Raw genomic sequence first — 23,414 nt, forward strand, 5'->3', positions numbered from 1 at the left:
GAGCCTTACGGCTCAAGCCAAAGGGTGGGTCAGTTTGAGATGGAAATGGCGGGTCAGTTTTGCGTGGAAATTAACAGACGGGGGAAGCTGCCAACAAGGTGCTGGGTCAGGTCGAGGTGACTCAGAACCGCCAGGATGCGCTGGCTGAGCGCACTCGCGCCATGCGTGCAGAACTCATCAAGGATCCGGTGGCCGCGGTGGCCAAGGGGCGCGTGATGAACTATCTGCAGGAGGTGGAAGAGGGCACGGAACAGACCAACAGCCATCTGACCGAGATCATGATGGCGCAGGACTTCCACGATCTCACGGGTCAGGTAATTGCTCGTGTGGTGGCGCTGGCGGCCGATCTGGAGTCGCAGCTGTTGGAGCTGCTGATCCAGACTTCACCGGATGCTGCGCAGGCACCGGCCCTGGCGCCTGTGGAAGCCGCGCAGCCCAAGCTGGCCGGCCCGGTGGTGGATCCCGAAAACACGGCAGATGTGGTGACCTCGCAGTCCCAGGTGGATGATCTGCTGGCCAGTCTTGGCTTTTAAAAAATATAGCTGCCTGTGCTTTACAGATAAGCGTTTGAGCCTGAAAAGCCTGATCTTTTGAATGGATCGGGCTTTTTTATTGGGCGCTGCCAGGCGGGCAGGGTGGGCAGGGCGCAAAAAGCCCGCATGTCATCACAACATGCGGGCAAGCCTTGGAGGGCAATCTGCCTTTTGAGCGGTGTGCGGCGTGGCGCCGATCACACCTGCATATTCATCACATCGGAGTAGGCCTGCACCAGTCGGTTGCGCACATGCAGTGTGGCCTGAAAGCCGATCTGCGATTTCTGCATGGCCACCATGGTCTGCTCCAGGCTGACGGCGGGGTTTTCCAGCTGCACTTCGCGCTGCAGCTGGCCGGAATGGTTTTGAGCGGCGCTCACCGATTGCAGTGCATTTTGCAGAGCCTGACCAAAGCCGCCGGCCACGGGCGCAGTGCCGGCGCTGCCGACCTTGGTGAGCTGGTTGCCCAGCTGGGCGGGGTTGATTGCTGGGATCTTCAGGTCCATATCTTTATCCAACTGGCTTGGTGAGTTGGAGGTGATCGTAGGTTTTTCGCGTGATCGCAGACGGGCAATAAGTGGGTGAATCGGCTCGCTTATCGGGGGAACGCCGCCGGCCCGAGTCCGAATAATCCACTGGACGCTAGACCTCGTGTGGGGTCTGACACCATGGAATCAAGATGTCTGCTGTAGCTGAAGTACCTGTCCCCAATGCCGTGCCCGGTGCCACGTATGCGCCCCGCCCTGCGCTTGCGCAGCGCTGGAATGCGCTCGACCGTGGCCAACGTCTTCGCTGGGGCGCGCTGGCGGCCTTGGTCGCAGTGGGCCTGGTGGCGGCGGCGGTGTTCTATCGCCAGCCTGATTACAAGCTGCTGTTCTCCAACGTCAGCGACAAGGATGGCGGTGCCATCGTGGCGCAGCTGACGCAGATGAACGTGCCCTACAAGTACAGCGAGGGCGGCGGCGCCATCCTCATCCCCGCAGACCGTGTGCACGATGTGCGCCTGAAGCTGGCCACGCAAGGCCTGCCCAAGGGTTCGGTGACAGGCTTCGAGCTGATGGAGAACAGCAAGTTCGGCATCACCCAGTTTCAGGAACGGCTCAACTTCCAGCGCGGCCTGGAAGGCGAGCTGACCCGCTCCATCCTGGCGCTCAATGCCGTGCAGAGTGCCCGCGTGCATCTGGCCCTGCCCAATCAGAACGGATTCTTCCGCGAGCAGCAAAAGCCTTCGGCTTCCGTGCTGCTGAGCCTGCATCCGGGCCGCATGCTGGACCGTGCGCAGATCGCGGGCATCGTGCATCTGGTGGCATCCAGCGTGCCCGAGATGGAACCTGCTGCAGTCAGCGTGGTGGACGACACCGGCAAGCTGCTTTCGCAGTCGCCTGACGGCAATGCCGGCGGCGTGGACATGCAGCAGTTCCTCTACACCCAGCAGGTGGAGCAGCAATATGTGCGCCGCATTCTGGACATTCTGGAGCCTGTGGTCGGCAAGAACAATGTGAAGGCCCAGGTTTCGGCCGAGCTGGACTTCAGCCAGACCGAATCGACTTCCGAACAGCATCGTCCCAACCAGTCTGCAGACGGCGGGGCCGTGCGCAGCCAGCAGGTGATGGAGACCAATGGCGAGAAGACGGCCACTCCACCTACCGGCGTGCCTGGCGCGACCAGCAACCAGCCACCTCAGAACTCCACCGCGCCCATCAACGGTGCCAATCCTGCGCCGCAGGCCGCTGGTGCAGGCCAGGGCAACGGCCAGGGCAACAAGCGCGAGTCCATCACCAATTACGAAGTGGACAAGACCGTCAGGGTCACACGCGGCAGCACCGGCACCGTCAAGCGCCTGACGGCTGCGGTGGTGGTCAATGCACCGCTGGCTGCTGCGGCCGGCACCGATGCGGCGACAGCGGCAACGGCAGCCGCAGTCAGCTCCGGCCTGCGTCCACTGACAGCCCAGCAGCAGGAGCAGCTGCTCACGCTGGTGCGCGAAACCGTGGGCTATAGCGCCGACCGAGGCGACTCGGTGAACCTGGTCAGCGCTCCCTTCATGGACAGCGGTGCCGCTCCGGCCGAGCTGCCGATGTGGAAGGACCCCGAAATTCAGGCCATGGCCAAGAGCCTGGGCGTGCCGATTGCGCTGGCGCTGTTTGGCGCCCTGGTGCTGCTGGGCCTGGTGCGCCCCTTGCTCAAGGGACGCCATACCGGCCCCGGCGGCCAGCTCAATGCCATTGAAGCCGAGGCGCTGGACCGCCCCGCTTTGCCGGCCCCTGCGAAGGAGCTGTCTCCGACCAAGGAGCAGGAACGACTGGATCAGGCCCGTCATCTGGCCAAGCAGAACCCGATCGCGGTGGCGAACATCGTGAAGACATGGATTAACGGCGAGGGGTGACGAAGTCACCCCCTGAGGCGCGTTGCGCCTTCCCCCTCTCTCTTTGGGAGGGGGGCGATGCCCTCGCTGCGGGGCGGCGGGGCCGCCTAGGCCCTTGCTCGGCATCCCCGGCATGGGACGGTTGAATAACTAGTAGAGAGTTTTGAATATGGACGATAGAGGTCTGAACGACGCTGCCATCTTGCTGGTCTCCCTCGGTGAGGAAGAGGCGGCCGAGGTGTTCAAGCACCTCACGCCCAAGGAAGTGCAGAAGCTGGGCGAGACGATTGCCCGCATGCGTGGCGTGACGCGGGAAAAAGTGGATTTCGTGATCGACCGCTTCACCAGCGATGCCGCGTCGCAGAGTCTGCTGGTCGACGATGCCAGCGACTATGTGCGCTCGGTGCTCAAGCGTGCCCTGGGCGATGACAAGGCGGCGTTGCTGATCGACCGCATCATGCAGGGCGGCGATATCTCGGGCATTGAAAGCCTGAAGTGGATGGATCCGTTGTCGGTGGCCGAGCTGCTGCGCGGCGAGCATCCGCAGATCGTGGCGGCGATTCTGGTGCACCTGGAGTATGAGCAGGCTGCGGCCGTGCTGATGCAGTTCCCCGACCGGGCTCGCAGCGAGGTCATGCTGCGCGTGGCCACGCTGGAAGGCATTCAGCCCACGGCGCTCAAGGACTTGAACGAGGTGCTGTTCAAGGTGCTGGCGGGCGGCGACAAGGTGCGCAAGACCTCGCTGGGCGGCGTCAAGACCGCAGCCGAAATGCTCAACCAGATGGGCGGCAATGCCGATGTGGCGGTGCTCGACACCATCCGCAACTACGACCCCGAGCTGGCGCAGAAGATCATGGACAAGATGTTTGTCTTCGACGACCTGGTCAAGCTCGACGACCGCTCGGTGCAGCTGGTGCTGCGCGAGGTGGTGTCCGAGACGCTGATCGTGGCGCTCAAGGGCGGCTCCATGGAAGTGCGCGACAAGATTCTGGCCAATATGTCCATGCGTGCGGCCGAGTCGCTGCGCGAGGACCTGGAAGGCCGTGGCCCCATGCGTCTGTCCGAAGTGGAAGCCCAGCAGAAGGAAATCCTCAAGGTCGTGCGTCGTCTGGTCGAGGAAGGCCAGGTAACCATCGGCAGCGGTCCGGAGGACAGCTATGTCTAAGGGCCAGCCTCCGCGTTCGCACTCGCGCTTCATCCCGCAGGAAGAGATCGACGACAGCACCGTGGTGCAATGGCGCTTCGGCGCGGTGGATGCACAGGATCGCGGCGTCTTCGCGCCCGCACAGCAAGCTGCCTTCATACCGGCTGGGGTAGAGCATTTCAACGGTTTTTCCCCCTCGATTGCCCATCAACCGCAGGCGCAACCAGAGGTACAGGTTGTGGAGCCGGTGGAGCCAGCCGCCCCGGCTTTCGACGAGGAGCAGCTGCAGCAGATGCTGGAGCAGGCACGAGCCGAGGGCCATGCAAAGGGCCTGGCCGAAGGCCGCACACAGACCCAGCAGCAATGGCAGCAGCATCTGGACGACCATATCAACGGTGCGGGCCGCGAGAGTGCACAGCGTGTCGATGGCGTGTTGCAGGGCCTGGAAGACAACTTCAAGCAGCTGCAGTCGGGCATGGCCCAGGAGTTGCTGAATCTGGCCTGCGATATTGCCCGCCAGGTGGTGCGCCAGGAGTTGCGCAGCCAGCCCCAGGCCTTGCTGCCCGTGATTCGCGAGGCGCTGGACATGCTGGTCGACGAGAGCCGTCCGGTCACCGTTCGTCTGAACCCCGCGGACTTTGAACTGCTCGATGAAGCCCTGCGTGCCGAGCATGGCGCGCACAGCCGTATTCAGTGGCTGGGCGATGCCTCGATTGCCCCAGGCGATGTCAAGGTGGAGTCGGGCGGTGCCGAGATCGACGGTGGCCTGGACAAGCGCTGGCGCCGTGCCGTGGCGGCTCTGGGCCTGGTCTCCACCTGGTATGACGGAGACAAGGCATGAACCCCTGGCAGCAGTTCATGAGCCAGGCGCGCGCACGTTACGCCGAGCCTGTGCCGCTGGAATGCCAGGGCCGTCTGACCCGGTTGACCGGCATGGTGCTGGAGGCTTCGGGGCTGCGCGTGCCCGTGGGGGCGCAATGCCATATTCATCAGCATGGGCAGGAGCCTGTGCTGGCCGAGGTGGTCGGCTTTGCCGGCGAGCGCGCCTTTCTGATGCCTGCGGGCGATATTCAGGGTCTGTCCAGCGGAGCCATGGTGACGCCGGCAGCCCCCTTTGTTCCCGTGCCCCAGCTGGGCGTGATGGAGACCGAGAAGGTCAGCCAGACCGTGGGCGTGCTGCGTCTGCCCATGGGCGACGGCTTGCTGGGGCGGGTGGTGGATTCGCAAGGCATTCCGCTGGACCATGCGGGCGAGCTGGGCAGCGTGGTGCCCGAGGTGCTGGATCGCAACCCCATCAACGCCATGGACAGGGACCCCGTGCGCGAGCCGCTGGATACCGGTGTCAAGGCGCTGAACGCGCTGCTGACCGTGGGGCGCGGCCAGCGTCTGGGTCTGTTTGCCGGCTCGGGTGTGGGCAAGTCCGTGCTGCTGGGCATGATGGCGCGCTACACCCAGGCCGATGTGATCGTGGTGGGTCTGATCGGCGAGCGTGGCCGTGAGGTCAAGGAGTTCGTCGAGGACATTCTGGGCGCCCAGGACCGCAGCCGTGCCGTGGTCGTGGCCGCTCCCGCCGATGCGCCGCCGCTGCTGCGCATGCAGGGCGCCAGCTACGCCACGGCGATTGCCGAGCATTTTCGCGACAAGGGCAAGCATGTGCTGCTGCTCATGGATTCCTTGACCCGCTATGCCATGGCCCAGCGCGAAATCGCCCTGGCCATCGGCGAGCCGCCGGCCACCAAGGGCTACCCGCCATCCTGTTTTGCCAAGCTGCCCGCGCTGGTGGAGCGCAGCGGCAATGGTCTGCACGGCGTGGGCTCGATCACGGCCTTCTACACCGTGCTGTCCGAAGGCGACGATCAGCAGGATCCGATTGCCGATGCGGCCCGCGCCATTCTCGACGGCCACGTCGTGCTCTCGCGGGCTTTGGCTGAGACCGGGCATTACCCGGCCATCGATATCGAGCAGTCGGCGTCTCGCGTCATGCACAACGTGGTCTCGCGCGAGCATTTCGAGCTGGCGCGTCGCTTTCGCGCCGTCTATTCGCGCTACCAGAAGGGACGCGATCTGGTGCAGGTCGGCGCCTATGTCCCAGGCTCCGATCCGCAGCTGGACGAGGCGATTGCGCTGCAGCCCGCCATGACAGGGTTTCTGCAGCAAAGCATGTTTGAAAGCTCCAGCATGGAGCAAAGCCTGGCCGGCATGGCGCAAGCCATGCAGCGGGGCTGAGCATCAACGGGTTAGCCAGAGGGAGAGTCGCAGATGTCGTCCTTGAATGCCTTGAACGTCGCCATTGAAGCAGCAGAACGCAAGCGTGACGCGGCCCGCACCACCATGCAGGAGCGCCAGCGTGCTCAGCAGGCGGCACAGGCCCAGATGGATCAGTTGCAGGGCTATGTCCTGGAGATGCAGGCGCGCTGGGGGGCCCAGGAAGGGCTGGCCGTGCAGCCCGAGGTCATGCATCACCAGTATCAGTTCATGGAGCGCCTGCAGCACGCCATCGGTTTGCAGACCCGTGTGGTGGCGGACCAGGACATTCGGCTGGAGACCGCACGTCAGGCCCTGCTGGCGGCAGAGTTGCGCGTGACCAGCCTGCAGAAGGTGGTGCAGGCCCGCCGCCGTGATGTGGCACTGGCCCAGATGCGGCGCGAGCAAAAAGATACTGACGAGCGCGCCACCATGGCATTTTTTCGACGCAGCTTCGGCCTGCAACTTCAGGAGGCCTGAGCATGGCGGAAACCAGAATTGATGGGCCGCGCACCGGCAAGGCCATGGCGCAGTCCATGAGCTCGGCCAAAAGCGCTACGGCCGCAGCAGACGAGCCCGGCCAGGGCTTTTCATCGCTGCTGGCTTCGCTGGACGGATTCGTGACGGCAGGCCTGCCGCAGGCGGCGCAGCAGCCTGCCGAGACATCGGATGCGAAGCTGGCACCCCGCGAGCAGGATGCGCTGCTGATCGCTCAAGGTCATGCGCCGTGGATGAGTCTGGTCGGACAGACCGCCCAGCTGGACGGGCAGGGTGATGCCGATCTGCGCCAGGGCGTGGCCACCGACTTTCTTTCAGGCAGAGGCCATGCCGCGCAACTGGCCCATCGCCAGGCTTTGCAGCCCGGGTCCGGGGAGGCCCATGCCGCATTCATGGGCAAGGATTTTCAATCAAATCAAGCCCAAGCGTATACGACGCAAACGCAAGCAGCTATTAATTCTGATGCAGCTGTCTTGCAGCCGCAGCAGGACGCAGCCGCGCAGGGGCAGGACAGCGGACACAGCGCGCTGGCTTCGGCGGCGGAAGAGGTGCCTGCTGCGCGCCTTGAGCCTGCTGTGCATAAGGCGCAGGCATTGCCGCAGCAAGGCATCAGCCTGCAGGGCATGACAGCCGTGCAGCCGCAGGCCCTGGAAGGTCTCAAGGATTTGCTGCGTGCGGCCCGCTCGCCCCAGCAGGATGAAGCTGCGCCACAGGGCAAGATGGCGGCAGTGCAGGGCGGGGCCGACCTGCAGGCCGTAGCGGCTGCCGTCGGGGCAGCCATGGGCGCAGCGAGCGCAGGCATGCAGGGCGGCGGTCAGAACAGCTCCGACTTCGGCCAAAGCCTGGCGGGGCAGGATGCCGCACCTACAGAGCGTGAGCAGGAAGTGTCCGAGCAGGTGGCCTTCTGGGTGCATCAGAAAACGCAGAATGCCGCGCTGTCGATCCAGCATGAGGGCAAGGCTATCCAGGTCCAGGTGCAGCTGAACGGCCAGGAGGCTCATGTGCGCTTTGCCGCAGGCGATGAGCAGGCACGCCAGCTGCTGGCCGACGGTCAGGCTCAGCTGCGTGAGCTTTTGCAGGCCCAGGGGCTGAATCTGAGCGGCGTCAGCGTGGATGCGGGCGGTGCCGATGCCCGGTCCGGAGGCGACAGCCAGGGCGATGACGTCCAGCGCGGCCAGGCCAGGGTGGCCCGGGTCTCGGTCAATGCTGCCGAGCTGCCCATGAGTGCGGCCAGCGCACGCAATGGCGCGCGGCCAGTGCAGTCCGGCGTGGACCTTTTCGTGTAAATGATCGGTGCCGGCTCACGGAAACGGTGAGCCGGACATGGCGCGAAACCCGGAATGAAGCCGGGTTTCGCGCTTTTATTCGGGCAATGGTCAGAAGGGCGGGCGGCGAATAATTCAGGCGTGGATCTTCCGTGTCGCGGCAATGGCTGCGGGATGGATGCAGTCCCCCACTCTTGAGGAATACCCGCCGTGTCAGCCAATCCCAATGCCGCCCCTGTCGCACCTGCTCCTGCCAAAAGCAAGAAGCTGATCGTCATCGTGGCCATCGTTGCCGTGCTGGCCATCGTGGCTGCCGCAGCTTATGTGCTGATGATGCAGCGCCAGCACAGCAGCGCCGATGGCGAAGAAGAGGTCAGTGCCAAAGCCACAGTGCCCACTTTCCTGCCGCTGGACAATATGGTGGCCAATCTGGCCGACCCCGGCGGCGATCGTTTTGTGCAGCTGGGCATCACGCTGGAGCTGGCCGACGAGAAGACGGCTTCCACCGTCAAGCAATATCTGCCCAGCATCCGCAACGGCATTCTGATGCTGGTGTCCCAGCGCACGGCCGACGAGCTGCTGGCGCGCGAGGGCAAGGAAAAGCTGGCTGCCGACATCCTGACCGAGGTCTCGGCGCCGCTGGGCTTCGGCCCGAGCGCCAAGAAGCGCTCGCGTGACGACGAGGACGCCGACGAAGACAGCCCGCGTGCCAATCGCAAGGGGCCTGTGCGTCGCGTGCTGTTCTCCAGCTTCATCATTCAGTAAGCAGGGAGGGAGTGCATGAGCGATTCTTTTCTCTCCCAGGAAGAGGTTGATGCTCTTCTTGAAGGCGTTACCGGCGAAAGCCAGCGTTCCGAAGTGGTGGAGGTCGATCTCGGCCAGGTCCGCAGCTACGACATCTCCAGCCAGGAACGCATCGTGCGTGGGCGCATGCCCACCATGGAAATTGTCAACGAGCGCTTTGCCCGCAACTTCCGTATCGGCCTGTTCAACTTCATCCGCCGCAGCCCCGAGGTTTCCGTCGGCACGGTGACGGTGCAGCGCTACAGCGCCTTCCTGCGCGAGCTGGCTGTTCCCACCAATTTCAACATCATGGCCATTCGCCCGCTGCGCGGCAATGGTCTGATCGTCTGCGATCCCTCGCTGGTGTTCGGCGTGATCGACACGCTGTACGGCGGCACGGGGCGCCTGCAGACCCGCATCGAGGGGCGCGACTTCTCGACCACCGAGCAGCGCGTGATCAATCGCATGGTCAATGTGATCTGCGAGGAATACAAAAAAGCCTGGCATGGCATCTATCCGCTGGAGCTGGCCTATCAGCGATCGGAAATGCAGCCGCAGTTCGCCAACATCGCCACGCCCAGCGAAATCGTGGTCTCCACGGCTTTTCAGCTGGAGATCGGCGATATCTCTGGTTCCATCCACATCTGCATGCCTTATGCGACGCTGGAGCCGATTCGCGATGTGCTGTATTCGTCGACTCAGGGCGATGCCATCGAAGTGGACCGCCGCTGGGTCAAGGTGCTGACGCGGGAGATTCAGGCCGCCGAGGTCACGCTGGTGGCCGAGCTGGCCCGCGCCGATGCCACGGTGGAGCAGTTGCTGGCCATGCGCCCGGGTGACTTTATCGAGCTCGACCGCGAGCCGCTGATTCGCGCCTCCATCGGTGGGGTGCCGGTTTTCGAGTGCCAGTACGGCACGCACAACGACAAATATGCAATCCGCGTGGAACGCAGCCTGCGCGGCGGCGAGACCAGCTGGATGGGAGAGAAGCATGGCAATTGACGACAACAACAAGCCCGCGGGTGACGATCCGTTCTCCGGCTGGGCCGAGGCGCTGGAAGAGCAGCGTCAGCATGACCAGGCCGTCGAAGGCCCCGATCTGTCCGACCAGGGCGGGCCGCTGGCGGGCGACGCCGCACGCAGCTATGGCGATGTGCCAGTACACGATATCAACATGGTGCTGGACATTCCGGTTCAGCTGTCCGTGGAGCTGGGCCGCACCAAAGTGCCCATCAAATACATTCTGCAACTGGCCCAGGGCTCGGTGGTGGAGCTCGATGCTCTGGCCGGCGAACCCATGGACGTGCTGGTCAACGGCTACCTGATCGCCCAGGGCGAGGTGGTGGTGGTCAATGACAAGTTCGGTATCCGCCTGACGGACGTGGTGACACCGTCCGAGCGTCTGCGCCGGGTCAGCCGTGGTTGATAACGCGGCAAACTCTGCGGCAGCGGCCCCTTCCATGTGGCCCACGCTGCTGCTGGTCGTCCTGTTTGTGGCGGTCATGGCGGCATTGCCCTGGCTGGTGCGTCGTCTGCAGCAAGAAAACCTCCTGCCCCGTGGCATGGGGATGGCCCGTGGTGCCGCCTCAGTTCCGGCGCAGGTGCTGGGCACGCTGGCCATTGGCCCGCAGCAGCGGGTGGTGACCGTGCAACTGGGTGAAGGGGAGCAGGCCGTGCGCCTGGTGCTTGGTGTGACGGCGCAGCAGATCCAATGCCTGCATGTGCTGCAAGATCCGTCCGCATCCTTGCAATCCGCCCGTGCAGCCCATTCACCTGCCGTCTCATCGTTTACCGACTCGCTGATGCGCGCGCAGGCCGACGAAGCGGCCCGGAATTCTGGAAATGTCTAAATTCGTCTCTCGTGCTGCTGCCGCTGTCCTGCTGGCCATGCCCCTGATGGCCGCAGCCCAGGGCGCGCCCGCCAGTCTGCCGCTGCTGGTAGGCCAGGGCGCGGGCGGCACCAGTTATTCGGTGCCCATCCAGACACTGCTGTTTTTCACGGCGCTGTCGTTCCTGCCCGCCATCTTGCTGTTGATGACGGGCTTTACCCGCATCGTCATCGTGCTGAGCCTGCTGCGCCAGGCGCTGGGCACGCAGTCCGCGCCGCCCAATCAGGTGGTGATCGGTCTGTCGCTGTTTCTCACCATGTTTGTGATGGGGCCGACGCTGGACAAGGTCTATCAGGACGCCTATCTGCCCTATACGCAAAACAGCATCAGCTTCGAGCAAGCCATGGAAAAGGCCGAAGCCCCCATGCGCGGCTTCATGCTCAAGCAGACGCGCCAGTCTGACTTTGCGCTGTTCAAGCGCCTGGCCAAGCTGGATGCGAATGTCACGGCGGAAACCGCACCTCTGCGTGTGCTGGTGCCGGCCTTTGTGACCAGCGAGCTGAAAACGGCTTTTCAGATCGGCTTCATGATCTTCATTCCGTTTCTGGTCATCGACATGGTGGTGTCTTCCATCCTCATGTCGCTGGGCATGATGATGCTTTCGCCCGTGCTGGTGGCCCTGCCTTTCAAGCTCATGCTGTTTGTGCTGGCCGATGGCTGGAACCTGATCATCGGCTCTCTGGCGGCGAGCTTTGCGACATGAGATACCCCCTGAGGCGCTTGCCTAGGCGGCCCCGCGCCTTCCCCCAAGGGGACGACACCTTCGGTGCGGGGCGGCCCTTCCTCGGTGTCTCGCACATTGAGCCGCGGCGGTTGCAAGCGTATTGGATTCATTGAATTTTTAAGAGAACGTCATGACCTCTCAGTTTGTTCTGACCTTTGGCCGCGAGGCGCTGACCCTGCTGCTCATGATCTCCATGCCGGTGCTGGGCGTGGTCATGGGCGTGGGTCTGCTGGTGAGCGTCTTTCAGGCCGTGACCCAGGTGCATGAGGCCACGCTGGCTTTTGTGCCCAAGCTCATCGCCGCCGTGCTGGTGTTTGCCGTGGCAGGGCCGTGGATGCTGTCCACGCTGGTGGATTTCATTCGTCGCACCATAGAGAGCATTCCAGGTTCGGTGGGATGATTTCCTTTAGCGAAGCGCAGATTGCCGCCTGGCTCTCGCCACTGATCTGGCCGTTTGTGCGCGTGCTGGCGCTGTTCACCACGGCGCCCGTGTTTTCTCAGAAAGCCATTCCCATGCGACTCAAGGTGGGGCTGGCTTTTCTGGTTGCGCTTTGCGCGCAGCCGGTGCTGGGCGAGCAGACGGTGGTCAGCATTGCCTCGGCCCAGGCACTGGGCACTCTGGTGCAGCAGGTGGTGATAGGTCTGTCCGTGGGTTTTGCCGTGCGCCTGGTGATGGCGGCCATTGAAGTCGCCGGTGAAGTGGTGGGTCTGCAGATGGGCCTGAACTTCGCGTCTTTCTTCGATCCGACCAGCAATGCCCAGCTCAGTGCCGTGGCGCGCTTCATGGTGCAGATCGCCACCTTGCTGTTCATCGTCATCAATGGTCATTTGCTGGTGTTGATGGCGGTTCTCAAGAGCTTTGAGGCCTTCCCCGTCGATGGCAACTTTCTGCAGGCCATCTCCCAGATGCGGATCCACGAGATGGGCAGCGCCGTCTTTGCCAGCGCTTTCTGGATTGCCCTGCCCATGATTGCCATGCTGCTCTTCGTCAACCTGGTGCTGGGCATCATCTCCCGTGTCGCGCCGCAGATGAATATCTATGCCGTGGGCTTTCCTGTCACCTTGACTGTGGGGCTGCTGGGCCTGACGGCGACTCTGCCTTTGCTGGAGCAGCCCCTGGTGGCCTTGCTCCAAAAGGGGATGGCAGTCTTCGGGGTTTAGTGCGAAGCACTATCTATTTGATAGCCTGGTGCGCTTTATGGCAAAGGGATAAGACCGCTTTGGCCTCAAGCGAAAAAACTGACTCGATGCGGGCGCGCAAGCCAGTGATGACCCGCCGCTCGGCTCAGGGTGTATCTATCAGCCCATTCTTGATGGCATAGGCGGTCAGCTCCGCGTTGCTGCCCATGCCCAGCTTCTCCAGCACCCGTGCCCGGTACACGCTCACCGTCTTGGGGCTGAGCATCAACTCCTGCGCAATATCGGTCTGGCGCTGACCGCTGGCAATCTTCAGCAGCGTCTGCATTTCGCGCTCGGACAAGGTTTCATGCGGCACGGGAGCGGCAGGCTGGGCCAGGCTGTCGGCCAGCATCTGGGCCACTTCGGCAGTCAGGTATTTGCGTCCGCTGTGGACGGTGCGCACGGCGTCGATCAGCAGCACCGGATCCCCCGCCTTGTTGGCATAGCCGGCCGCGCCAGCCTTGATGCTGCGCAAGGCGTACTGGTCTTCGGGATACATGGAGACCATGATGACGCGGATCTGCGGATGCGTCTCGCGCACGCTGGCCAGCACTTCCAGGCCGCTGCGGCCCGGCATATTGATGTCCAGCAGCAGCACATCGCAAGCTGCATCGCGCAGTTGCTCACGCAGTTCGGCATAGCTGCCGGCTTCTGCGGTGACGCTGATGTCCGTCGCCTCTGCCAGGGTGTCGCGTATGCCCCGGCGCAAAATGGCATGGTCGTCGCACAGCACCACGTGAATCAAGGTCGCTCTCCCAGGAAGTCAGATGGCAGACCGGACGAGCGCGTGGTTGGGTGGCTCATGCCTGGATCTCTGCCAGAGGAATGGTGAGAATGATAGAGGTTCCTCGGCCGGGGTGGCTACTCACATCCAGCCAACCTTGAATTGTTCGCGCGCGCTCACTTAGACCTCGAAGTCCGAAAGACTGAGGCTTTTTGCGATCATCCTGGCTCAGACCTACCCCGTTATCTGTTACTTCCAGTGTCAAAAAACCCTCGTGGTCGGACAAATCCAGCGTCACCTGGCTGGCTTGTGCGTATTTGCTGATATTGGTCAAGGATTCCTGTGCCGTTCGGTAGACCACCACCTGCTGCGCGGGTGCTATTTCCATATGCTCACGGCTGGTGTGCAACCGGGCGGGTATGCCTGTGCGGCGCTCGAAGTCCTGGGCCAGCCATTGCACGGCGGCCACCAGTCCCTGATCCAGCACGGGCGGGCGCAGGTTCTGCATGATGCGCTGGCTGGCGCCCAGGGCGTGTTCCAGCATCTCCAGTGCCGATTTGGCATGCTCGCGCTGCTTGCCCTCGGGGCTGTTGCGGATCAGCCAGGCCAGATCAAACTTGACGGCAGTGAGCGAGCCGCCTATGTCGTCGTGAATCTCGCGCGAGATATTGGCGCGCTCCTGCTCGATGCTGGTGTGCAGATGTTCGGTCAGCTCGGCCAGGCGCTTTTCAGACTCGGCCAGCTGCAGTGCGGCGCGGCGGCGGGCTCGCCTCGCCTCATGGACCTCCATGGCGCGCTTGATGACATGGGGCAGGCCGTTGATCTGGTCCTTGAGCAGATAGTCGCTGATGCCCAGCCGCATGATGTCCACGGCGGCGGATTCGCCGATGGCGCCCGACAACAGCACAAAAGGAGGGGCATCGGCACGGGTTCGCACCAGGTCCCAGACGTCGAGAGCCGTGAAGCCGGGCAGATGATAGTCCGCCAGAATCAGGTCGAAATCCTGTGCCTCAAGGGCGCCCTGTACCTCCTGCAGACTGTCCACGGTCGTGAGCGTGCAGGGCAGCTGCCCGCGCTTGAGGCTCAGGCGTGCCAGAGCCTGATCTGCGACAGAGTCTTCAATATGAAGGATTTTCAAGGTCTGATTCCGGAATTGCATATCGCCAAGGACGCTATCATTGGATACATTTTGGAACATCGAGGGTAGTCGTCAAGTGTGGCCGTGCGGTCACGGGGCGGGCTGCCGGGCGGTTCATTTCGTGGAGCATGGCGGCGTGGCTGTCATGATGGTTTTACGCAGTTGGAGTAACAATGCAGACGATGCAAAACCCTTCGGGTGTGCCTGCAGTTGCCGTGCCGGTGATGGTGGCTGCGGAGCTGCAGGATGCCTTGCTGGTCACACTGCGTGATCTGCAGCGTCTTGAAGGGCTGCTGGACCATGCCACGCACAATCTGCTGGAGCGCTTCGAGCAAGTCAACGGGCAATTGTCGCAGCCGGCTTTGCCCGATTCGGCTGCGCTGGCTACAGCACGTGAGTCGTTGCGGCTGGCCGTGACCGAGCTCCAGTTTCACGATATGTCGTCTCAGCTGATTGCCCATATGGCACATACCTTGCAAGCCTGCGCTTTCAGGCTCGGGGCTGCCGCCATGGGCAGGGATGAGGATGAGGCGGAGTCCGCCATCAGTCTGCCAAACCTGCCCGAAAAGCCCAATCCCGTCACGCAAAGCGAGATGGATGCAGGCTCTGTGGAGCTGTTTTGAACTTCTACCCTGTTTTCCGTTGCCCGTCTGTTGGAGCTGTACATGCGATCGATTCTGGCTGTTGATGATTCCCCCTCGATGCGAAAGATGGTGTCTTTCACGTTGAGCAGTGCTGGTTTTAAGGTGGTGGAAGCCGTCGACGGTGTGGATGCGCTGGAAAAAGCACAGGCGCAAAACATCGATCTGGTGCTGGCCGACCAGAACATGCCGCGCCTGGACGGCATCGGTCTCACGCGCAAGCTCCGCGAAAACCCGAAGTTCAAGGGCACGCCCATCTTGATACTGACCACGGAATCCAGCGATCTGATGAAGCAGGCGGGCCGGGCCGCAGGTGCCACGGGCTGGCTGGTCAAGCCCTTCGATCCCAATCGATTGATCGAAGTTATTCAAAAAGTGCTGCGTTAAGCCGATAACAACGAATCACAGCAGGAAACACCATGGCGGATACACACCAGGATGGCGCAGGTTCGGGCGCAGACTTCGACCTTAGCCAGTTCTATCAAATCTTTTTCGAGGAAGCCAGCGAGAACCTCGACCAGATGGAGCAGATGCTGCTCAGCCTGGACCTTTCGGCCGCCAACGATGAAGAGCTCAACGGTATTTTCCGCTGCGCTCACTCCATCAAGGGCGGTGCGGCGACCTTCGGCTTCTCGGATGTGACCGAGCTCACGCACCGCATGGAATCCCTGCTGGACCGCCTGCGTCGCCACGAAATCACGCCCATCCCCGAGATGGTCGATGTGCTGCTGGAGTCGGCGGACGCCAGCCGCAGCCTGCTGGCACGTCACCAGTCTGGTGATGAGGGCGAACCGGTTTCCACTGCGGAACTGGTGGTGCGCATCGAGGCTCTGGCCCAGGGCCTGACCGAAATCCCCCAGGTCAACCGCAGTGCCGCGGCTGCCGAGCCTGTGCAGCCAGTTGCCGTTGTTGCCGCGGTGGTGGCGGATACGCCCGCTCAAGCTCCGGCCCCTGCTGCAGCCCAGGTGGCAGAGCCAGTCCCTGTGATCGGTACCGAGCCTCCCGAGGGTGCGCGCGAGCTGACGATCGAGATCGGCCCGCTGTCCCGGCTGGAGCTGGGCGACGCCATCAAGGAGCTGTTCCGGGATATTCCGGGTCTGGGCACGATTCAGGATCAGGTCGGCACCAAGGCCGATCACCGCCTGTTCAAGGTCAGAACGGTGTCCACCGATGACGAGCTGCGCGATCTGTTTGTCTTCCATGTCTCCAAGGAGCAGGTGCAGATCAGCGATGCCGCCCAACCGCAGAACGCAACCGAGCCCGTGGTCGAGCCGCTGGAAGCCGTGGTGGATGAAGAAGCCGCCATGCCGCCCCACAATCTGCCGGCCGAAGAAGCCTACGGTTTTTTTGCGGGAGCTCCGGGCAGCCCCGAGGCTCAGCAAAATCAGGAGCATGCCGTGATTGGCGGCGCTGGGGGCACGGTGCAGAAGGCCACACCCAAGGCTGCCGCTGCGCATATGGAGTCCACCAGCATCCGCGTGGATGTGAAGAAGGTGGACCAGCTCATCAATCTGGTGGGCGAGCTGGTCATCACCCAGGCCATGCTGGCGCAGAACAGCCAGGGGCTGGACCCGACGACCTATCAGCAGCTGCTGGCCGGCCTGGCCGATCTGGATCGCAACACGCGCGACCTGCAAGAGTCCGTGATGTCGATCCGCATGATTCCCATGTCCACGGTTTTCAGCCGCTTCCCGCGCATGCTGCGCGACCTGGCGGGCAAGCTGGGCAAGAAGATCGATCTGGTTACGCTCGGCGAAGCCACCGAACTGGACAAGGGCCTGGTCGAGAAGATCACCGATCCGCTGACCCATCTGGTGCGCAACAGCGTGGACCACGGCATCGAGATGCCCGAGGACCGCATCGCTGCGGGCAAGTCCGAGCATGGCACGCTGACGCTGGCGGCATCCCATCAGGGCGGCTCCATCGTCATCGAGGTGCGCGACGACGGCAAGGGCATGAATCGCGAGAGGATTCTGAACAAGGCGCGCGAGCGCGGCATGGATGTCTCCGACAGCATGCCCGACAGCGATGTCTGGCAGCTGATCTTTGCGCCCGGCTTCTCCACGGCCGATGTGGTTACCGATGTCTCGGGCCGCGGCGTGGGCATGGACGTGGTCAAGCGAAACATCACCTCGCTGGGCGGCACGGTGGAGATCGAGTCCGTTGCCGGCGTGGGCATGAAGGTGGCCGTGCGCCTGCCGCTGACGCTGGCCATCATGGACGGCATGTCCGTCGGGGTGGGCGAAGAGGTCTATATCCTGCCGCTGTCCTCGGTGGTCGAGTCCTTCCAAGTCAAGGCCGACGATGTCAACACCGTGGCCAATGGCACGCAGCTGGTCAAGGTGCGCGACGAATACATGCCGGTGATCGCGCTGGAGCGAACCTTCCAGGTGCCGCGCGCCGATGAAAGCCAGACCAGCAACATCATGGTGGTGGTCGAGGCCGAAGGCAGCCGCGTGGCGCTGCTGGTGGACGAACTGCTGGGCCAGCACCAGGTGGTGGTCAAGAACCTGGAAAGCAATTACCGCAAGGTGCCCAATGTCTCGGGCGCCACCATTCTGGGCGACGGATCCGTTGCGCTGATTCTGGATACGGGCGCTCTGGTGCGCCGTACCCGCCATTGAGGCCGCAGGCCTGAGCCGTCGCCGAGCCGAACAACGCAGAGAGAGCTGACATGAACATCATCAACAAGACTGCCGAAGGCGTGGCCACCGGTGCCCGCGAATATCTGACCTTCCGCCTGGGCGAGGAGGAATACGGCATCGACATCCTCAAGGTGCAGGAAATCCGTGGCTACGAGCAGCCCACGCGCATTGCCAACGCACCCGAGTTCATCAAGGGAGTGGTCAATCTGCGCGGCACCATCGTGCCCATCGTGGACATGCGCCTGCGCTTCAACTGCTCCGAGGTGGAGTACAACGCCTTTACCGTGGTCATCATCCTGAACCTGCGCAATCGCGTGGTCGGCATTGTGGTGGACTCGGTCAGCGATGTGATGGAGCTGCCCGCCGATGCCGTGCGTCCCGCACCCGATATCGAAAGCGCCATCGACAGCGGCTGCATTCTGGGCCTGGGTTCTGTGGGCGAGCGCATGTTGATCCTGCTGGACATCGAGAAGCTCATGGGCAATGTCGACATGGGCCTGGTGGCCTCCGAAGCCTGAGTGCGCCAGAGGTCCGTGTGCTGAACCTGGGACGTAGCGCTTCATTCGCAGCCTCTCCTGCCAGGCTTGAGCAGGACGATGAGGCGCTGCCGGGCGGCATGTCCGGCCCGCTGGCGCAGGGGCGCGAGTTCGTCTGGTCCAACCGCGACTTTGCCCGTGTGCAGGCCCTGATCTACAAGCGTGCCGGCATCAGCCTGCATGACGGCAAGCACGCCATGGTCTACAGCCGTCTGTCGCGCCGCCTGCGCGAGACCGGGCATGAGAGCTTTGTCAGCTATCTGGACTGGCTGGAGAGCATCAACGACGGGCCTGAATGGCAGGAGTTCGTCAATGCTCTCACCACGAATCTGACCTCGTTCTTCCGCGAGCAGCATCACTTCGACATCCTGGCCCAGCATCTGCGCAGCCACAAACCCGGCGGCAATGGCTGGAAGGTATGGTGCAGCGCGGCCTCCACGGGGGAGGAGCCTTATTCCATCCTGATGACGGCGATGGAGAGTCTCGGTGCCTCGGCCAGCTTTCAGCTCATGGCCAGCGATATCGACTCGCGCGTACTGGATACCGCCTCGCGCGGCATCTACCGGGCAGAGAATCTCAAGGGCGTGAGCACCGAGCGGCTGCACCGCTTTTTCCTGCGCGGGCGCTCGGCCAACTCCGGCATGGTGCGCGTCAAGCCAGAGCTGCGCCGCATGGTGGACTTTCTCAACGTCAACCTGATCGCCGGAGATTGGCCGTTCCGGGAGAGCTTCGACATCGTCTTCTGTCGCAACGTGATGATTTATTTCGACGCACCGACCCAGCGTCGCGTGCTGGAGCGCATTCATCAGGTGATGCGTCCGGGCGGGCTGCTGTTTGTCGGTCATGCCGAGAACTTCAGCGATTCGCGCGATCTGTTCGCGCTCAAGGGCAAGACCGTCTATGAGCGCCAATGAAGCTGAAGGGCAGGGCTGCAAGTCATGAGGAATCTGAGCTCTCCGCTGGATCTGCCAGGTGCTGGCGCTGCCAGACCCCTGCGCGGCAACAGCTTCGTGCCCCAGGGCTATCCTGATCCGGCCATGCCGGCGCCGGTCTCATCGCTGGAGCAGCTCAAGCGCCAGCCGCGCCAGCCGGGCGAGGCCTCGTTCTTCTACTACGACCCGCACTTCCAGCTCAATTCGGCCAAGGTGTTGCCGGGCGAGTACTTTGTCTCGCGCGACGAGATGGCCATCGTCACCGTGCTGGGTTCCTGCATCGCGGCCTGCCTGTGGGATCGTTTCATGCGCATTGGCGGCATGAACCACTTCATGCTGCCCGATGGCGACAGCAGCGATGTTTCGGGGCGCTATGGTTCGTACGCCATGGAGCTGCTGATCAACGAGATGCTCAAGCTGGGCGCACGGCGCGAATCCATGCAGGCCAAGATTTTTGGTGGCGCCCAGGTCATGGCCAATTTCACGACCATGAATGTGGGCGAGCGCAACACCAGTTTTGTGACAGAGTATCTGCAAACCGAGCGCATTCCCATCGTCTCCGAGGACGTGCTGGATATCTATCCGCGCAAGGTGGTGTTTTTTCCATCCACGGGCAAGGCCATGGTCAAGCGCCTGGCACACGCCCATCCCGAGGCATTGGTGCAGCAGGAAATCACTCGCGGCAACGCGGCTGCGGTGGCACGCAATACGGCGGGCGGCTCGGTGGATCTGTTTTGAGGAAGGTTGAGCGTTGTTAAAGCCAAAAATCCGGGTGATCGTGGTGGACGACTCTGCGTTGGTGCGCAGTCTTCTGGCCGAGATCATCAATCGCCAGCATGACATGGAGTGCATAGGCTCGGCCAATGACCCGTTGATCGCACGCGAAATGATCCGCGATCTGAACCCCGACGTCATCACGCTGGATGTGGAAATGCCCCGCATGGACGGCATCGATTTCCTCGGGCGGCTCATGCGCCTGCGTCCCATGCCGGTGGTGATGATCTCCACCCTGACCGAACGCGGTGCCGAAGTCACCATGCGCGCCCTGGAGCTGGGTGCCATCGACTTTGTGGCCAAGCCCCGCGTCGGCGTGGCCAACGGCCTGCAGGAGCTGGCCAGCCAGATCGTGGACAAGATTCGCGTGGCTGCCGTGGCCCAGGTGCACCGCCTGCCGGTGGTGCCGAACGGCGTGGCTGCGGCAGCGAGTGCGGGCGCCAAGCCTGCTGCGCCCCGCGCGCCAGCGGCGCCCAGCCTGCTGGGGCGCATCTCGACCGAAAAAATCATCGCCATCGGAGCCTCCACGGGAGGGACGGAAGCGATTCGTGAGGTGCTCACGCATCTGCCGGCCGACTGCCCGGCCATCGTCATCACCCAGCACATGCCGCCGGGCTTCACCACCAGTTTTGCGGCTCGGCTCAACAGTCTTTGCCAGATGACGGTCAAGGAGGCCACGCATGGCGAGCGTTTGCTGCCCGGTCACGCCTATATCGCTCCTGGCGGCAAGCATTTCTCCATCACGCGCAGCGGTGCCAACTATGTGGCCGTGGTCGATGATGCGCCGCCCGTCAACCGCCACAAGCCCTCGGTGGAAGTGCTGTTCAAGTCCGTGGCCGCCAGCGCCGGGCGCAATGCCTACGGCATCATGCTCACCGGCATGGGGGCCGATGGCGCCACCGCCATGCGCGAGATGCGCGATGCCGGCAGCTACAACCTGGTGCAGGACGAGAGCACTTGCATCGTCTTCGGCATGCCCCGCGAAGCCATTGCCCATGGTGCGGCCGACGAGGTGCTGCCTCTGCCGCAGATCGCTCACGCCCTGCTGACCAAGCTGCGCGGCGGCTCGGATCAGGTGCATCACCGTATCTGAGATTGAATAAAAAGAGAGCGCTTTGCGCCTGCCAGGTATTGATTTCAAGGCTTTATAAGCCTGAAGTCATTACATGACAAGCGCAAGGTGCTCTCTTATTTGATGGCCTGATTACTCAGACAACAAGGTCCAGCGCTCCAGCGCCTCCATCAGCGCCTCGTCGATCTCCGCATCGCGCTGGTGCATGGCGACGGCCTTGGCGTTGTCGCTGGCAAACAGGCTGCCGTCGGCCAGCGCTTGCTGAATCTGCTTTTGCTCGGTCTCCAGTGCGGCAATCGTGGCCGGCAGGGCTTCCAGTTCGCGCTGATCCTTGTAGCTGAGCTTCTTCTTGGGGCTGGCCGCAGCGTCGGTGCGGCTTGCGACGGGCTTGGGCTCCTCCTTGGGGGCGGACTTGGCTTGCGCGGCTTCGGCCATGGCCTTGCTGCGGCGCGATTGCTCCATCCAGTCCGTCACGCCACCTTCGTATTCGCGCCAGTGGCCGGGGCCTTCCCAGGCAATCGTGCTGGTGACTACGTTGTCGAGGAAAGTGCGGTCGTGGCTGACGAGAAAGACCGTGCCGTCATAGCTTTGCAGCAGGTCTTCCAGCATGTCCAGCGTCTCGATGTCCAGATCGTTGGTCGGCTCGTCCAGCACCAGGACATTGGCTGGTCGCGCAAACAAACGGGCCAGCAGCAGGCGGTTGCGCTCGCCGCCTGACAGCGATCGGACCGGGGAATGCGCACGTGCCGGAGAGAACAGAAAGTCCGCCAGATAGCTCTTGACGTGCTTTTTCTGGCTGCCGATCTCGATCCACTCGCTGCCGGGGCTGATGAAGTCCTCCAGCGTGGCATCCAGATTCACCTGATGACGCATCTGGTCGAAGTAGGCCACTTGCAGATTGCCGCCCAGGCGAACCTGGCCGCTGTCCGGAGCCAGCTCGCCCAGGATCATCTTCAGCAGCGTTGTCTTGCCTGCGCCGTTGGGGCCCAGCAAGCCGACCTTGTCGCCACGCAAAATGGTGCCGCTGAACTTCTCGACGATCTTCTTTTCGCCAAAGGACTTGCTGACATCGGTCAGCTCGGCCACGATCTTGCCCTGATAGCCGTCGCCCTTGCCGGATGCGATATCCATATTTACGCTGCCCAGCACATCACGGCGCTGGGCGCGGCTGGCACGCAATTCCTGCAGGCGGCTGATGCGGCTCTGGCTGCGGGTGCGACGGGCTTCCACGCCCTTGCGAATCCACACTTCCTCCTGAGCCAGCAGCTTGTCCGCCTTGGCGTTGATCACGGCCTCCTGATTGAGTTGTTCTTCCTTTTGCAGCACGTACTGGGAGAAATTCCCGGGATAGGTGCGCAGAACGCCCCGATCCAGCTCCACGATGCGGGTGGCGATGCGGTCCAGAAAGCTGCGGTCGTGGGTGATCGTGATCACGCTGCCCTTGAAGGCAATCAACAACTCCTCCAGCCACTCGATGGAGTCCAGGTCCAGGTGGTTGGTCGGTTCGTCGAGCAGCAGGACATCGGGGCGGGCCACCAGAGCCTGGGCCAGCGCCACGCGCTTGCGGGTGCCGCCGGACAGACTGCCCACCACAGCGTTCGGGTCCAGATGCAGGCGCTGCAGCGTTTCTTCCACGCGCTGCTCCCAGTTCCAGGCGTCATAGGCCTCGATCTGCGTCTGCAACTCGTCCAGATCCTCACCCTCGCCGCCGGCCAGGTAGCGCTCGCGAATCGCAATCACGGCCGCAATGCCGTCGGATGCCGACTCGAAGATGGTGTGCGCAGGGTTCAGGTCGGGTTCCTGCGCCACATAGGTAATGCGGACTCCGTTCTGCACCTGAAGCTGGCCGTCATCGGCCTTTGCCAAGCCACCCAAAATCTTGAGCAACGAAGACTTGCCGGCGCCGTTGCGGCCGATCAGGCCGACGCGCTCGCTGGTCTCCAGGGAAAAATTTGCGTGGTCCAGCAGGGCCACGTGCCCGAACGCCAATTGAGCGTCTAACAAAGTAATCAGTGCCATCGTGCCTGCATTATCGTTGGCCTCCATAGAGACAGCGGGCGTAAGGCCGCTGTCTCTATCTCTGGCTCTGGACGCCGCCCAGGCAAAGACCACGCTGGCAGATGAATCTTTTGTGTCAGAAGCGGGTTGGCTAGGGTTTTTCCTATGCTATAGTTCGATCCATCGCAGCAAACGACTGCCTCGCAAAACTTCAAAAGTTCTTGCGCGGCGCATCGGAAGTTGTGATACACTGCAAGGCTTCGCTGATCGCAGCAAGCAACGAGATTCAAGATCGGGTTTTCCGGTTTTGCACTCGGTTCCTTAAAAAAA

Annotated in this window: 24 protein-coding genes and 1 pseudogene; 21 read left to right on the forward strand and 4 right to left on the reverse strand. The window is 62.8% G+C overall.

The annotated features are described in order from the left end of the window. Positions 1–77: 77 nt before the first annotated feature. Positions 78–533: pseudogene (locus tag ACWGXF_RS23395) on the forward strand (protein phosphatase CheZ); the annotation flags it as partial. Between the two features lie 197 nt (positions 534–730). Here the strand turns inward: ACWGXF_RS23395 and fliE are convergent. Then, positions 731–1,039 (reverse strand): flagellar hook-basal body complex protein FliE, encoded by a 309-nt coding sequence (gene fliE, locus ACWGXF_RS23400; protein ID WP_003065477.1) that lies wholly within the window; start codon positions 1,037–1,039, stop codon positions 731–733. A gap of 173 nt (positions 1,040–1,212) precedes the next feature. Between fliE and fliF the strand changes: the two genes are divergently transcribed. From fliF to fliR, 13 genes are all read left to right on the forward strand, one after another. Beyond that, positions 1,213–2,919, forward strand: a complete 1,707-nt coding sequence (fliF, locus tag ACWGXF_RS23405) for a flagellar basal-body MS-ring/collar protein FliF (protein ID WP_229227934.1) — start codon at positions 1,213–1,215, stop codon at positions 2,917–2,919. A gap of 148 nt (positions 2,920–3,067) precedes the next feature. Further along, positions 3,068–4,063, forward strand: a complete 996-nt coding sequence (gene fliG / locus ACWGXF_RS23410; RefSeq protein ID WP_003059149.1) for a flagellar motor switch protein FliG — start codon at positions 3,068–3,070, stop codon at positions 4,061–4,063. Beyond that, positions 4,056–4,883, forward strand: a complete 828-nt coding sequence (locus ACWGXF_RS23415) for a FliH/SctL family protein (RefSeq protein WP_256629672.1) — start codon at positions 4,056–4,058, stop codon at positions 4,881–4,883. Before fliG ends, ACWGXF_RS23415 begins: the two co-directional genes overlap by 8 nt. Continuing rightward, positions 4,880–6,268 (forward strand): flagellar protein export ATPase FliI, encoded by a 1,389-nt coding sequence (gene fliI / locus ACWGXF_RS23420; protein ID WP_256629673.1) that lies wholly within the window; start codon positions 4,880–4,882, stop codon positions 6,266–6,268. The genes ACWGXF_RS23415 and fliI overlap by 4 nt, the downstream gene beginning before the upstream one ends. 33 nt (positions 6,269–6,301) lie before the next feature. After that, complete coding sequence (gene fliJ / locus ACWGXF_RS23425) at positions 6,302–6,766, forward strand: flagellar export protein FliJ (protein WP_034353137.1); 465 nt, start codon at positions 6,302–6,304, stop codon at positions 6,764–6,766. 2 nt (positions 6,767–6,768) lie between these two features. After that, the gene (locus ACWGXF_RS23430) at positions 6,769–8,070 is read left to right on the forward strand and encodes a flagellar hook-length control protein FliK (protein ID WP_256629674.1); all 1,302 of its coding nucleotides are present in this window, start codon (positions 6,769–6,771) and stop codon (positions 8,068–8,070) included. 189 nt (positions 8,071–8,259) lie between these two features. After that, positions 8,260–8,814 carry a flagellar basal body-associated FliL family protein gene (locus ACWGXF_RS23435; protein ID WP_003065461.1) on the forward strand — a complete coding sequence of 185 codons (555 nt, stop codon included), beginning with the start codon at positions 8,260–8,262 and terminating at the stop codon, positions 8,812–8,814. Positions 8,815–8,829: 15 nt separating this feature from the next. Beyond that, positions 8,830–9,834 carry a flagellar motor switch protein FliM gene (gene fliM / locus ACWGXF_RS23440; protein WP_003065459.1) on the forward strand — a complete coding sequence of 335 codons (1,005 nt, stop codon included), beginning with the start codon at positions 8,830–8,832 and terminating at the stop codon, positions 9,832–9,834. Continuing rightward, the gene (fliN, locus tag ACWGXF_RS23445; RefSeq protein ID WP_003059131.1) at positions 9,824–10,258 is read left to right on the forward strand and encodes a flagellar motor switch protein FliN; all 435 of its coding nucleotides are present in this window, start codon (positions 9,824–9,826) and stop codon (positions 10,256–10,258) included. The genes fliM and fliN overlap by 11 nt, the downstream gene beginning before the upstream one ends. 34 nt (positions 10,259–10,292) lie before the next feature. Continuing rightward, complete coding sequence (locus ACWGXF_RS23450; protein WP_256629675.1) at positions 10,293–10,682, forward strand: flagellar biosynthetic protein FliO; 390 nt, start codon at positions 10,293–10,295, stop codon at positions 10,680–10,682. Further along, complete coding sequence (gene fliP / locus ACWGXF_RS23455) at positions 10,675–11,424, forward strand: flagellar type III secretion system pore protein FliP (protein WP_003065455.1); 750 nt, start codon at positions 10,675–10,677, stop codon at positions 11,422–11,424. Before ACWGXF_RS23450 ends, fliP begins: the two co-directional genes overlap by 8 nt. A gap of 151 nt (positions 11,425–11,575) precedes the next feature. Continuing rightward, positions 11,576–11,845: a flagellar biosynthesis protein FliQ gene (gene fliQ / locus ACWGXF_RS23460; protein ID WP_003059126.1), complete on the forward strand. Its 270-nt coding sequence runs from the start codon at positions 11,576–11,578 to the stop codon at positions 11,843–11,845. Next, positions 11,842–12,606, forward strand: coding sequence for a flagellar biosynthetic protein FliR (gene fliR / locus ACWGXF_RS23465; RefSeq protein WP_012836874.1), 765 nt, complete (start codon positions 11,842–11,844; stop codon positions 12,604–12,606). The genes fliQ and fliR overlap by 4 nt, the downstream gene beginning before the upstream one ends. 124 nt (positions 12,607–12,730) lie before the next feature. Here the strand turns inward: fliR and ACWGXF_RS23470 are convergent, their stop codons facing one another. Next, the gene (locus tag ACWGXF_RS23470) at positions 12,731–13,369 is read right to left on the reverse strand and encodes a response regulator (RefSeq protein ID WP_003065450.1); all 639 of its coding nucleotides are present in this window, start codon (positions 13,367–13,369) and stop codon (positions 12,731–12,733) included. A gap of 55 nt (positions 13,370–13,424) precedes the next feature. Then, a complete protein-coding gene (locus tag ACWGXF_RS23475; RefSeq protein WP_256629676.1) occupies positions 13,425–14,546 on the reverse strand; it encodes a hybrid sensor histidine kinase/response regulator in 1,122 nt (373 codons plus the stop codon). Between the two features lie 113 nt (positions 14,547–14,659). Here ACWGXF_RS23475 and ACWGXF_RS23480 point away from each other — a divergent pair, with 113 nt between their 5' ends. From ACWGXF_RS23480 to ACWGXF_RS23510, 7 genes are read left to right on the forward strand one after another with little or no spacing between them, the layout of a single operon-like run. Further along, positions 14,660–15,109 (forward strand): hypothetical protein, encoded by a 450-nt coding sequence (locus ACWGXF_RS23480; RefSeq protein WP_003065446.1) that lies wholly within the window; start codon positions 14,660–14,662, stop codon positions 15,107–15,109. 42 nt (positions 15,110–15,151) lie between these two features. Then, on the forward strand, positions 15,152–15,514 hold the full coding sequence (locus tag ACWGXF_RS23485; RefSeq protein ID WP_003059121.1) for a response regulator: 363 nt from the start codon (positions 15,152–15,154) through the stop codon (positions 15,512–15,514). Between the two features lie 32 nt (positions 15,515–15,546). Further along, positions 15,547–17,751, forward strand: a complete 2,205-nt coding sequence (locus tag ACWGXF_RS23490) for a chemotaxis protein CheW (protein WP_256629677.1) — start codon at positions 15,547–15,549, stop codon at positions 17,749–17,751. 50 nt (positions 17,752–17,801) lie between these two features. Then, positions 17,802–18,290 carry a chemotaxis protein CheW gene (locus tag ACWGXF_RS23495; RefSeq protein WP_003077929.1) on the forward strand — a complete coding sequence of 163 codons (489 nt, stop codon included), beginning with the start codon at positions 17,802–17,804 and terminating at the stop codon, positions 18,288–18,290. Between the two features lie 17 nt (positions 18,291–18,307). Further along, a complete protein-coding gene (locus ACWGXF_RS23500; RefSeq protein ID WP_256629678.1) occupies positions 18,308–19,222 on the forward strand; it encodes a CheR family methyltransferase in 915 nt (304 codons plus the stop codon). 24 nt (positions 19,223–19,246) lie between these two features. Next, the gene (cheD, locus tag ACWGXF_RS23505; RefSeq protein WP_012836880.1) at positions 19,247–19,978 is read left to right on the forward strand and encodes a chemoreceptor glutamine deamidase CheD; all 732 of its coding nucleotides are present in this window, start codon (positions 19,247–19,249) and stop codon (positions 19,976–19,978) included. A 13-nt stretch (positions 19,979–19,991) separates the two neighbouring features. Beyond that, the gene (locus ACWGXF_RS23510) at positions 19,992–21,107 is read left to right on the forward strand and encodes a protein-glutamate methylesterase/protein-glutamine glutaminase (protein ID WP_452102550.1); all 1,116 of its coding nucleotides are present in this window, start codon (positions 19,992–19,994) and stop codon (positions 21,105–21,107) included. A gap of 111 nt (positions 21,108–21,218) precedes the next feature. On the opposite strand, the gene ACWGXF_RS23515 is transcribed toward ACWGXF_RS23510, so the two are convergent. Beyond that, positions 21,219–23,105, reverse strand: a complete 1,887-nt coding sequence (locus ACWGXF_RS23515) for an ATP-binding cassette domain-containing protein (RefSeq protein WP_256629679.1) — start codon at positions 23,103–23,105, stop codon at positions 21,219–21,221. Positions 23,106–23,414 lie beyond the last annotated feature (309 nt).

This window comes from Comamonas sp. HJ-2, from assembly GCF_053615495.1.

What these genes read in the sequence shown, in the direction of transcription:
- fliF (WP_229227934.1), top strand. Translation starts at nt 1,213, where the DNA reads ATGTCTGCTGTAGCTGAAGTACCTGTCCCCAATGCCGTGCCCGGTGCC.
- fliI (WP_256629673.1), top strand. Translation starts at nt 4,880, where the DNA reads ATGAACCCCTGGCAGCAGTTCATGAGCCAGGCGCGCGCACGTTACGCC.
- fliQ (WP_003059126.1), top strand. Translation starts at nt 11,576, where the DNA reads ATGACCTCTCAGTTTGTTCTGACCTTTGGCCGCGAGGCGCTGACCCTG.
- ACWGXF_RS23480 (WP_003065446.1), top strand. Translation starts at nt 14,660, where the DNA reads ATGCAGACGATGCAAAACCCTTCGGGTGTGCCTGCAGTTGCCGTGCCG.
- ACWGXF_RS23415 (WP_256629672.1), top strand. Translation starts at nt 4,056, where the DNA reads ATGTCTAAGGGCCAGCCTCCGCGTTCGCACTCGCGCTTCATCCCGCAG.
- fliJ (WP_034353137.1), top strand. Translation starts at nt 6,302, where the DNA reads ATGTCGTCCTTGAATGCCTTGAACGTCGCCATTGAAGCAGCAGAACGC.
- fliP (WP_003065455.1), top strand. Translation starts at nt 10,675, where the DNA reads ATGTCTAAATTCGTCTCTCGTGCTGCTGCCGCTGTCCTGCTGGCCATG.
- ACWGXF_RS23450 (WP_256629675.1), top strand. Translation starts at nt 10,293, where the DNA reads ATGTGGCCCACGCTGCTGCTGGTCGTCCTGTTTGTGGCGGTCATGGCG.
- fliN (WP_003059131.1), top strand. Translation starts at nt 9,824, where the DNA reads ATGGCAATTGACGACAACAACAAGCCCGCGGGTGACGATCCGTTCTCC.
- cheD (WP_012836880.1), top strand. Translation starts at nt 19,247, where the DNA reads ATGAGGAATCTGAGCTCTCCGCTGGATCTGCCAGGTGCTGGCGCTGCC.
- ACWGXF_RS23495 (WP_003077929.1), top strand. Translation starts at nt 17,802, where the DNA reads ATGAACATCATCAACAAGACTGCCGAAGGCGTGGCCACCGGTGCCCGC.
- ACWGXF_RS23490 (WP_256629677.1), top strand. Translation starts at nt 15,547, where the DNA reads ATGGCGGATACACACCAGGATGGCGCAGGTTCGGGCGCAGACTTCGAC.
- ACWGXF_RS23430 (WP_256629674.1), top strand. Translation starts at nt 6,769, where the DNA reads ATGGCGGAAACCAGAATTGATGGGCCGCGCACCGGCAAGGCCATGGCG.
- fliM (WP_003065459.1), top strand. Translation starts at nt 8,830, where the DNA reads ATGAGCGATTCTTTTCTCTCCCAGGAAGAGGTTGATGCTCTTCTTGAA.
- fliE (WP_003065477.1), bottom strand. Translation starts at nt 1,039, where the DNA reads ATGGACCTGAAGATCCCAGCAATCAACCCCGCCCAGCTGGGCAACCAG.
- ACWGXF_RS23515 (WP_256629679.1), bottom strand. Translation starts at nt 23,105, where the DNA reads ATGGCACTGATTACTTTGTTAGACGCTCAATTGGCGTTCGGGCACGTG.
- fliR (WP_012836874.1), top strand. Translation starts at nt 11,842, where the DNA reads ATGATTTCCTTTAGCGAAGCGCAGATTGCCGCCTGGCTCTCGCCACTG.
- ACWGXF_RS23475 (WP_256629676.1), bottom strand. Translation starts at nt 14,546, where the DNA reads ATGTTCCAAAATGTATCCAATGATAGCGTCCTTGGCGATATGCAATTC.
- ACWGXF_RS23485 (WP_003059121.1), top strand. Translation starts at nt 15,152, where the DNA reads ATGCGATCGATTCTGGCTGTTGATGATTCCCCCTCGATGCGAAAGATG.
- fliG (WP_003059149.1), top strand. Translation starts at nt 3,068, where the DNA reads ATGGACGATAGAGGTCTGAACGACGCTGCCATCTTGCTGGTCTCCCTC.